At 71.8% G+C, this 9,634-nt stretch carries 7 protein-coding genes; 4 read left to right on the forward strand and 3 right to left on the reverse strand.

The window, feature by feature from the left end; all coding sequences use genetic code 11:
* Positions 1 to 21: 21 nt before the first annotated feature.
* The 3 genes from GCN81_RS14725 to GCN81_RS14735 all read right to left on the reverse strand — a co-directional run bounded on the left by GCN81_RS14725 (position 22) and on the right by GCN81_RS14735 (position 4,585).
* Complete coding sequence (locus tag GCN81_RS14725) at positions 22 to 843, reverse strand: enoyl-CoA hydratase/isomerase family protein (protein WP_156725041.1); 822 nt, start codon at positions 841 to 843, stop codon at positions 22 to 24.
* 79 nt (positions 844 to 922) lie between these two features.
* On the reverse strand, positions 923 to 3,178 hold the full coding sequence (locus tag GCN81_RS14730) for an acetate--CoA ligase family protein (protein WP_156725042.1): 2,256 nt from the start codon (positions 3,176 to 3,178) through the stop codon (positions 923 to 925).
* A gap of 156 nt (positions 3,179 to 3,334) precedes the next feature.
* On the reverse strand, positions 3,335 to 4,585 hold the full coding sequence (locus GCN81_RS14735; RefSeq protein WP_156725043.1) for a flavin-containing monooxygenase: 1,251 nt from the start codon (positions 4,583 to 4,585) through the stop codon (positions 3,335 to 3,337).
* Between the two features lie 172 nt (positions 4,586 to 4,757).
* Between GCN81_RS14735 and GCN81_RS14740 the strand changes: the two genes are divergently transcribed.
* The 4 genes from GCN81_RS14740 to GCN81_RS14755 all read left to right on the forward strand — a co-directional run bounded on the left by GCN81_RS14740 (position 4,758) and on the right by GCN81_RS14755 (position 9,514).
* On the forward strand, positions 4,758 to 5,207 hold the full coding sequence (locus GCN81_RS14740; protein ID WP_156725044.1) for a DoxX family membrane protein: 450 nt from the start codon (positions 4,758 to 4,760) through the stop codon (positions 5,205 to 5,207).
* Positions 5,207 to 5,695: a Zn-ribbon domain-containing OB-fold protein gene (locus GCN81_RS14745; protein WP_156725045.1), complete on the forward strand. Its 489-nt coding sequence runs from the start codon at positions 5,207 to 5,209 to the stop codon at positions 5,693 to 5,695. The genes GCN81_RS14740 and GCN81_RS14745 overlap by 1 nt, the downstream gene beginning before the upstream one ends.
* A 290-nt stretch (positions 5,696 to 5,985) precedes the next feature.
* A complete protein-coding gene (locus GCN81_RS14750; protein ID WP_156725046.1) occupies positions 5,986 to 8,931 on the forward strand; it encodes an MXAN_6230/SCO0854 family RING domain-containing protein in 2,946 nt (981 codons plus the stop codon).
* Between the two features lie 4 nt (positions 8,932 to 8,935).
* The gene (locus GCN81_RS14755; protein WP_156725047.1) at positions 8,936 to 9,514 is read left to right on the forward strand and encodes a GNAT family N-acetyltransferase; all 579 of its coding nucleotides are present in this window, start codon (positions 8,936 to 8,938) and stop codon (positions 9,512 to 9,514) included.
* Positions 9,515 to 9,634: the final 120 nt, after the last annotated feature.

Genomic DNA, 9,634 nt, shown 5'->3' on the forward strand with positions numbered 1-9,634 from the left:
GGCCTCGGGGGTTTGGAAGGCTCAACGTCCGTGGTACCCGGGCGTGCGGCGCTCAACGAAGCTGGCTACGCCCTCGTTGGCGTCCCGCGTCGTCATGTTGATCTCCTGCGCCGAGGCTTCGGCGGCGAACGCGGTGGCCCGGTCCGACTCCAGCGAGGCGTTTACCAGGTGCTTGGTCATCGCGATGGCCCGGGTAGGGCCCTGGGCGAGTCGTTCGGCCCACTCGTGGGCAGTCTTCGCCAGGTCCGCGTCGGGGACGACCCGGTTGACGAGCCCGAGCCGCTCGGCTTCTGCGGCGGGTACGGAGTCGCCGAAGAACATCAGCTCCTTGGTGCGCTGCGGGCCGATGAGCCGGGGCAGCAGGTAGGCGCCGCCGCCGTCGGGGACGAGCCCGCGGCGTACGAACACCTCGATGAACTTGGCCTGTTCGGCGGCGATCACCAGGTCGCAGGCGAAGGCGAGGTGTGCTCCGATTCCGGCAGCGGTGCCGTTCACGGCGGCGATGACCGGCTTCTCGCAGTCCAGGACGGCGGCGATGAGGCGCTGGGCGCCTTGGCGGATGGTGCGGGCTACGTCGCCGGGGACGCGTTCGGTGGGGGTGGGTGGCTGGGCTCCGCGGAGGTCCGCCCCGGCGCAGAAGCCTTTCCCGGTCGCGGTGAGGACGACGGCGCGGATGGCGGGGTCGGCTGAGGCGGCGGAGAGCAGCGCGATGAGGTGTTCCCGCTGGTCCCAGGTGAGGGCGTTCATGGCTTCGGGGCGGTTGAGGGTGATCCAGGAGACGCCGTTGTCAGTGGTGTGCCGTATCAATGAGTCAAGGGAATCGGAGGAGGAGGGGGGTGTCATGGGAAAGCTCCGTTTCGTACGAGAGGCGCGCGGGCCCAGGTCCAGGCGCAGCCCCGGGCTCGGGCTCGGGCTGCAAGCCTCAGCGGCACACCGCGAGCGCGTCCAGCGCCACCGCACCCTGGCCGCGGGGAAGCACCATCAGCGGGTTGATGTCGAGTTCGGCGAGCACGTCGCCGAGTTCCAGTGCCATGCGCTGGACCCGCAGTACGACCTCGACCAGCGCGTCGACATCGACCGGAGGCCCCCCGCGTACCCCGTCGAGCAGGGCCCGGCCGCGCAGTTCCCAGAGCATGGCCCGAGCCTGGTCCTCACCGAAGGGCGGCACGCGCACGGCCACGTCCCGCAGCACCTCGACGAGTACGCCGCCGAGCCCGACCGTGACCGTCGGCCCAAAGAGCTGGTCATGGGTGACGCCGACGACCATCTCCACGCCCCGCTCGACCATCTGGCACACCAGCACCCCGTCCAGGTCGACGCCCTCGTAGCGGGCGATGTCCGTCAGTTCCCGGTAGCCGTCCCGTACCTGGCTGGCCGAGGTCAGGCCGATCTTGACCAGCCCGAGTTCGGTCTTGTGGGCGAGCCGCGCACCGGAGGCCTTCATCACGACGGGGTAGCCGACCAGCCCCGCGGCCCGGACGGCGGCGGCCGCGCTGGTCACGAGCTGCTCGCGCGGGACCCGTATCCCGTACGCGCGCAGCAGCTGCTTCGCCGCGTGTTCGCTCAGCTGCTGGCCCGGGCGCATCAGGGCCTGGGTCTTGCGGAAGGACGGGGACGGCGTGCGTGGGGCCTCGTCGAAGGGGGAGCGGTAGGCGGCGGTGAAGCGGTGGTGGTCCAGCCAGGCGCGGACGGCGGTGATGCAGTTGGCGAAGGTGCGGAAGGTGGCGACGCGGGAGGAGCCGAGCAGGGTGCGGCGGTAGGCGTCCTCGGTGCCGACCGGCGAGCCCCACACCACACACACCAGTTTGTCCGTCTGCTCCGCCGCGTCCACCAGATCCTGCGCCAGCTTGTCGCTCATCGGCGGGAAGGGGCCGGTGATCGGGCAGATCAGCACGCCGACGGACGGGTCGGCGAGGATCGCGTCGATGATCTTGCGGCCGCGCCAGTCGCCGACGGGGTGACCGCCGTTGTCGATGGGGTTGGCGACGTTCAGGTACTCCGGTATCCACTGGTGGAGCTCCGCCTGCTTGGCGGCGGAGAGCGGCGGCAGGTGGAGCCCCGCCTCCGTGGCCAGGTCCGAGAAGTGCGCGCCCGTGCCGCCCGAGATCGAATACACGGCGACGCCTTCGGCCTGCGGGGGGCGCGCCCTGGCCAGCAGGGCCGCGGTGTCCTGGAGTTCGTCGAGCCCGTCGACGCGTAGTACGCCGTACTGCCGCATCGCCGCGTCCACCACGGCGTCGGCGCCGGTCAGCTTGCCGGTGTGGGAGGCGGCCATCCGGGCGCCGGTCTCGGTGCGGCCGACCTTGACCGCGACGACGGGGACGCCGCGTCGGGCGGCGCGGTCGGCGGCGAGCAGGAAGGCGCGGCCGTCCTTGAGCCCTTCGACGTAGCAGGCGATGGCGCCGACCTCGGGCTGCTCGGCGAAGTACGCGAGGAAGTCGGAGGTCTCGAGGTCGGCTTCGTTGCCGGTCGGTGCCCAGTGGGAGAGGCGTACGCCGAGTTCCTGCATCGCGAAGACCGGGCGGCCCTGGTGTCCCGACTGGGTGATCAGCGCGATCGCGGGACCGTCCAGGTCGTCGCGGAACGTCTCGAAGGCGTTGAGGTTGGTGTTGGGGCCGAGCAGGCGCAGCCCCGAGCGCTCGACGGCGGCGGCGAGGCGGGCCTGGGCGAGGGCGCCCGCTTCCCCGGTCTCGGCGAAGCCGGAGGCGAAGGCGACCGCGAACCTGACCTTGGCCTCGGCCAGTTCCTCGATCACGGGGAGGGGGTCACCGACCAGCAGTACGGCCAGATCGACCTGTTCCGGCAGGTCTCCAACGGAGGGAGCGCAGGGTATGCCGAAGACGGACTGACGGGTGGGGTGTACGGGGTGCAGCCGGGCACCGACCCGCTGGGCCCAGGCGATCAGCTGGCGGGTGATGCCGGTGTTCGGGCGGCCGTCGGCGTCTGATGCGCCGATCACGGCCACGGACTCGGGGTGGAAGAAGCGGTCCAGGTCCGGTACATCGGCGTGCAGCGGGCGCCCGCTGACGTCCAGGTCGGCGGCCGGGCTTGTGGGCCTGCCGGTGCTGTCGGTGTCGGCCGTACTGCTGTGCACGGCCGGCGCTGGGCGCTCGCCGCAGGCCACCACGCGGGCCGGGCGGGAGTCGGTGGTGAGGGTGCCGTGGGTCGATCCAAGCATCGCTGACGCCCGCCTCCTGTAACGGTCAACAGAACTGACGCATAGTCAGATTACTGAACTGACGCGCCGTCAGGAACAGGCTTGCGCGGAATGCTGGGTGAAGGGAGTGGGGGTAGAGGGGTGGTGGGGGCTAGGTGGGGGCTACTACTGAGGCCTCTACTGGGCTGCGGCGGCTTTCGCTCGATCGTTGGTTGACGCATCGGCCGGTGTCTTGGTGGCGCTGGACTTGGCTCTCGCTCGCTCTCTGACGATCGCCTTCGCGATCTTCTTGGCGTTGAGGGCCAGTTCGCGGAGCGCGCCGCTGACGGGGGTGGTGTAGCCGGTGAAGTAGAGGCCGGGGGTCGCCGTGGGGGTGCGGCGGCCGTGGCTTACCGGCAGGCCGCGGGCGTTCAGTACGCCGAGGTGGCCGACCAGGGGCTCGAGGGCGGTGCGGTAGCCCGTTGCCGCGATGACCGTCTGGGGGCTGAGGCGGGAGCCGTCCGCGAGGACGACGTCGCCGCTCCCACTGTTCTCGCCGCGCTCGAAGGACGCGACGGCGGCCACCGGCTCGACGTGGCCGTGGCGCACCGCGTTGACGAGTCCCATGTCCAGGACGGGGAGCGTGCCTTCCTTGGCCCGTACTCGCGGGCCGGTGGAGGGGCGCGGCATGCCCTGTGCGGACAGGTCGGGGGTGGCCAGCTTCGCGAGCGGGCGGCTGAGCCGGTCGACCAGGCTGGCTGGGAGGCGGCGGAACAGGACGCCGCTGCGCTGCGCGGACCAGCCGAGTGTCGTGCGCCGCAGGATGCACGGGGCGGTGCGGACCGCGAGCCTGACCCGTGCCGCGCCGCCCTCGACCAGGTCGACGGCGATCTCGGCGCCGGTGTTGCCGACGCCCACGACGAGGACGTCCTGTCCGGCGTACGGGGCCGCGTTGCGGTAGTCGGCGGCGTGCAGGAACTTGCCGGGGAAGGTGTCGAGGCCCGGCCAGTCCGGGAGGTGGGGGGTGTGGTTGTAGCCGGTGGCGATGACGACGGCGGACCCGGTCAGCTCGCGTCCGCCGCTGCCGTGCAGCAGCCAGCCGTCGCCTGCGGGCGCGCGGTCGATCCGGGATATCTCCACGCCGGTGACGATCTCCAGGTCGTGGAAATCGGCGTACCTCTCCAGGTAGCGGATCACGTTGTCCCGGGCCACCCAGCGCCCGAAGGAGCGCGGCATGGTGAGTCCGGGCAGGCTGGAGAGCCGTCGGGTGGTGTGCAGCCGGAGCCGGTCGTAGTGCTGGCGCCAGGACGCGCCGATGGAGTCGGATCGCTCCAGCACCACGGCCCGTACGCCCTGCGCGCGCAGGGCAGCCGCAGCCGAGAGCCCGCCGGGGCCGCCGCCGATGACGTATACGGGGTTTTCCGGGTGAGGTTGCGAGATGTCGGCCATAAACCGGAGCGTAACGGTCCAAGTCGTTGAGGTGGCCAGGTCAAGAGGGAAAGGGGTTGCGAATCGATCACGGTGGGTCGCGTACCCCGTTACGTGCGCACCCCGTGCGCACCCCTTGCGCGCTGTGCGCCTCGTCCGTAGAACTGACGTACCGTCAGATAGGGGTTGGGGTATGCAGACGATCTGGCTCGGTGGTGCCGAGTGGCTCGCGGTGGCGCGTATCGGGCTCGGCCTGTGGTGGCTGGAGAGCTGGCGCCACAAGGACAAGGCGGGCTGGTTCCAACGCGGCACCGGGATCGCCTGGGCCGCGGACGTGGCCGGTAAGCACAAGTGGCCGCTCGTGAGGACCGGCTTCGCGAAGGTCGTGGAACCTCGCCCGAAGGTGATGGCGTACATCGTCGTGTACGCCGAACTCGCGCTGGGGCTGGGGCTGATCCTGGGCTTCCTGACGCCGATAGCCCTGGTCGGCGGGCTACTGCTGAACCTCCTCTACCTCGTGCTGATGATCCACGACTGGGCTGAGCAGGGGCAGAACGCGATGATGGCGCTGATCTCGCTGGTCGCGCTCTTCGCGATGTCCTGGCAGACCTGGTCGCTCGACAACGCGCTCGGGATCTTCTGATGGCTGGGCCGGAGGTGCAGCCGAAAGCGGAGAGGGAGGGGGCGGAGCGTGGGGTGGTGCCGCGCTTTGACCAGCCTGAGGTCGACGCGTTCACCCGGCCGTACTGGGACGCCGCAGCCAGCGGGCAGCTGCTGCTGCGGCGCTGTGCGGCCTGTGCCCGGGCGCACCACTATCCACGCGAGTTCTGCCCGCACTGCTGGAGCGAGGACGTGGCGTGGGAGGCGGCGAGCGGGCGGGCCACTCTCTATACGTGGTCCGTCGTGCACCGCAACGACCTCCCGCCGTTCGGGACGCGGACCCCGTATGTCGCGGCCGTGGTCGACCTCGCGGAGGGGCCCCGGATGATGACCGAGGTCGTCGACTGCGCGGAGGCGGATCTCCGGATCGGGATGGAGCTGGAGGTGACGTTCCGGGAAGGAGGCGGGGAGGAGAGGAGGGACGGGGAGGTTGCCGTGGCGGTCTTTCGGCCGGGTGGTGGCGCTGGCTGAGCCTCCCGCGTTGCGCGCCCGGACCCTGTTGTCCGCACCCTGGGAAAATCCTGGTGCGACGTCGACATCAGGGTTGTTATGTTCGGTGAGCGCGGGCGGCTCTCAGGTGTGCTTCCTTCTCCACATCTCTTATATGAATCAGCGCACCACCCTTCCGCCCGCGCTCAGCTTCGGCATCGCGCCCGCCCACACCGGCGGGCGCGACGCATTTGGCGACGCGCGCGTCGCCACAGGACACGGGCACGGCCACAGGAAGCGGCCGCGGACACGGGGGAGAGGATCGGTCGGACATGACCACCGAGATACGACAGGACAACGACCGCGCGGCGACCGGCGCTGGACCCCGTGGTCTGGCGGCCGTCCTGCTGTCCCGTCGCGGCAGCGTCTACCTGCCCGCCGTGGACGACGATGCCACGACCCCACCCGGGAACGCCCCGGTCTCGCCCGGGAGCGCGCGGGTCTCGTCCGCCGACGCTGTGACCTCGTCCGCCGGTGTCGTACTCCTCGAGGCCGAACTACTGGAGCGCGGCTACCTGCTCTCCGTACCGCTGCGCGCGGCGTACGCCGCGTTGAGCCCCGGCGCGCTGTCCGTGGCGGGCCGCGCGCTCCTCGCCGACGTCGACGAGGCGCTGGGCGCCGACCGGGACCACACACCCCTCTTCCGCGGCTTCCCGGACAGCACGCCCGAGGACACGTACGCGTTCTACGTCGACCGGGTGCTGACCCTGTTGCTCCAGAACCCGGAGCAGCCCTGCGTGCTGTGCGCCGAGATGGGTACCGTCCACGCGGTCTCACCCTGCGCGCACCTGGTGTGCCGGAACTGCTTCGACGGGTCGGACTTCGCCGCCTGCCCCATCTGCCACCGCCGCATCGACGCCGACGACCCGTTCCTGCGGCCCGCCGCGCGCCGACCCGAGGCCGATGAGCAGGCCGATGAGCAGGCCGATGAGCGCCGCGCGCTGCCGGACCGTACCCGCGTCCTCGCGTTCGGCGGGGACCTCGCCGCCCGCGACACGGCGGCCTGTGAGGAACTGCGCGGCCTCCTCGACCGCACGGCCGCGCTCTCCCCTCAGGACGCCGACGACCTCGCCACGCTCCTGGACACCCGCAGCCGTACGGACCTGTGGTGGCTCCCGCGGCAGTTGCCGGGCCGGGAGACGAAGGCACGCGTACTCGCCTGGCTGCTGCGGCCTTGGGCAGACCGCCCCGCCTCCGCCCCAGCCCCCGCCTCCGCAGGCCAGGCCGAGGTGCTCGCGGACGTCACGGCGCGCATCGACACGGCGACCGACATCCTGCGTCTGCTCGCGGTGTGGTCGGGCGGTGACCCGGGTCTGGTGGACAGGCCGCGTATCGCCCCGCTCCCGCGCCCGGTACGCCGCTGCCTGCTCGCCGCACTCGACGCGCTCGACCCGAAGCTGGCCGTCCCCGACATGCGCCGCCGCCGTCGCGCCTGGATCGCCGCCGCGCATGCCCTGCACGCGTTCGAGTACGCGACCCGCTACCCTCGCGCGGCCCTCGCTGTAGCGGCCCTGCGAGAGGTCAGGCTTCCTGAGGCCTCGGGCTCCGGCGGCTCGCTTCCCGGCGCCTTGCTCGCCGACGCCCCGCTCACCACATTCCTGCGCTCTACGGCGGAGCAGCACCCCGGCGTAGACGCCACGGGCGCCAAGGTCACCGTCGAGACCTGGGGCGGCAAGGTCGAGTCCGCGCTCGCCTCCCGCGACACCGTCACCGCCGTCGCACTCCTGGCGCAGCGCCCCGGCGAACTCCTGCGCCGCCTCGATCACTTGCTGCGCCTGGCCGGAGCGGACGCGGGCCACGTACTGGACGCGCTGCCCGCCGCCCTGCCGCGGGTGTCTCCCGCCGTACTGCTGTCCACGCTCGGCGCACTACGCAGCCGCCGTCAGCCACCGCGTACCCGGGTGTTCTTCCCCAAGGGCGGCAGCACCCAGGCGTACGTGGCGGAGGACGAGCGCGCCGCCCCCACCCCCACCGCCGTAGAGGCCGCCGTGAGCGCGCTCACCGCCGAGGTGCTGCGACGGGCGGCCGCCGCAGGCCCGGCGGTCGAACTGGCCGTCGTCGATGCGGCCCTGGACGGCGTCATTGCGCCGTTCACCCAGCGCACCGCCTCGCGGGCCCTGGTCACGCTGCCGCGCGGCAGTGAACTGGCGCTGCCCGAGGGGAAGTCCCTTCGTTTCTTCCTGCACTGGATGGAGAGCGAAGAGTCCGGCACCACCGACCTGGACCTGTCCCTCGCCCTGTTCGACGAGCAGTGGCAGCACGTCGGCACCTGCGACTACACCGAACTGCGCTTCGCCCGCACTGCGGCCGTGCACTCCGGTGACCTCACCAGCGCCCCCGCCCCGCAGGGCGCGAGCGAGTTCATCGACCTCGACCTGGACGAACTGGAGCGGGCGGGCGTCCGGTACGCGGTAGCCGTCTGCTTCTCCTTCAACAGCGTCCCCTTCGTCGAGCTCGCCGAGGCGTTCGCCGGTTTCATGGCACGGCCGGCCCGGCCGACACGGCCCGCCCGGCCGACACAGCCGGGGGCCGAACCGGGCGAGGGTGGCCGGGGCGAGGTGTTCGACCCACGGGCTGTCGAGCAGCGCTTCGACCTGACCAGTTCGTCGTGCGCCGTGGTCCCGCTCGTCGTGGACGTCCCCGGCAGGACCATGCGCTGGCTGGACATCGCCGAGGGCGTGACAGGAACGCACCACGCCGTCCACCGGCACGCCTCCAGGCTGGCCGTACTCGGCGACGCCCTCACGGACCTGTTCGCTTCGGGTGCGCGCGTCGGACTGGGTGAGCTGGCTACGTGGCAGGCCGCGGCCCGCGCCACGACGGTCGCCGTCCGCCACGCTGACGGATCGGTCACGGCGTACCGGCGCCGGGAGGGCGAGGGAGCGGCGGAGTTCGCGGCGCGTATCGGTGCGCCAGAGGGCGGGGACGGGGCCCACTACGGTGGGGACGGGATCCACGGCGGCGGATACGGCTTCCACGACGGCGGAGACGGAATCCCCGACGGCGAGTTCACCCGCGCCGGACTGGCCTACCTCCACCGCGGGGACATCCAACTCGCCGAGAACTGCGAAGTGTTCGCCCTGCACCCGGGCGGCCTGGACGCGGGTTCGGTCCGGCTGCGCACGGCGGCGGATGTGGTCAATGGGCTGGCCGCCGCCGCCGCGGGACTCGGGACTCGGGACTCGGGACTCGGGACCGAAGGTTTGATGAACGGATGACAATGTGACCGACCAGCTCGTCCCCACCGAACTGCGGGCTGCCGACCTGCTCCTTCGCCCCTGGCGGCCCGACTCGACCAGTGACGCCGAGGCCGTTCTACGCGGCTTCACCGACCCCGAGTTCCAGCGCTGGAACACCCCGCAGCAGCCCATCGAGACCTTCGCCGACGCCCAGGCCATGCTCCAGCGCCAGGCCCAGCGCTGGATGCGGGGCGAGCAGGCGTCGTACTGCGTCACGGACGCGGCCTCGGGCGCGGTACTGGGTCACGTATCCCTCAACTCCATCCAGCCGCCGACCCGTTCCGCGGCCGTCGGCTACTGGGTCCTGCCGGAGGCCCGAGGCCGCGGAGTGGCCCCGCGCGCGCTGGAGCTGATCAGCACGTGGGGCTTCGGAACGGCCGGGCTGCACCGCATCGAGCTCGACCACGCGGTCGGCCACGAACTGTCCTGCCGCGTCGCCAAACGCTGCGGCTACCTGTACGAAGGCACCCTCCGCGGCGCCATGTTCGAGTCCAACAACCGCAACGCCTTCCGAGACGCCCACCTCCACGCCCGCTTGGCGGGGGACGGGCCGGCGTCGTAACTACCTGGGGTGTGGAGGGTCGGGGTGGGGTGGGGTGGTGGGGGTGGGGCGGGGCTGCGTTGTGGTGGGCCAGTGCCGCGTTGGGCGCCGGTGGCCGCCCGGTTCGTCGGATGGTGGCGG

The organism is Streptomyces apocyni (assembly GCF_009739465.1).
GTDB lineage: Bacteria > Actinomycetota > Actinomycetes > Streptomycetales > Streptomycetaceae > Streptomyces > Streptomyces apocyni.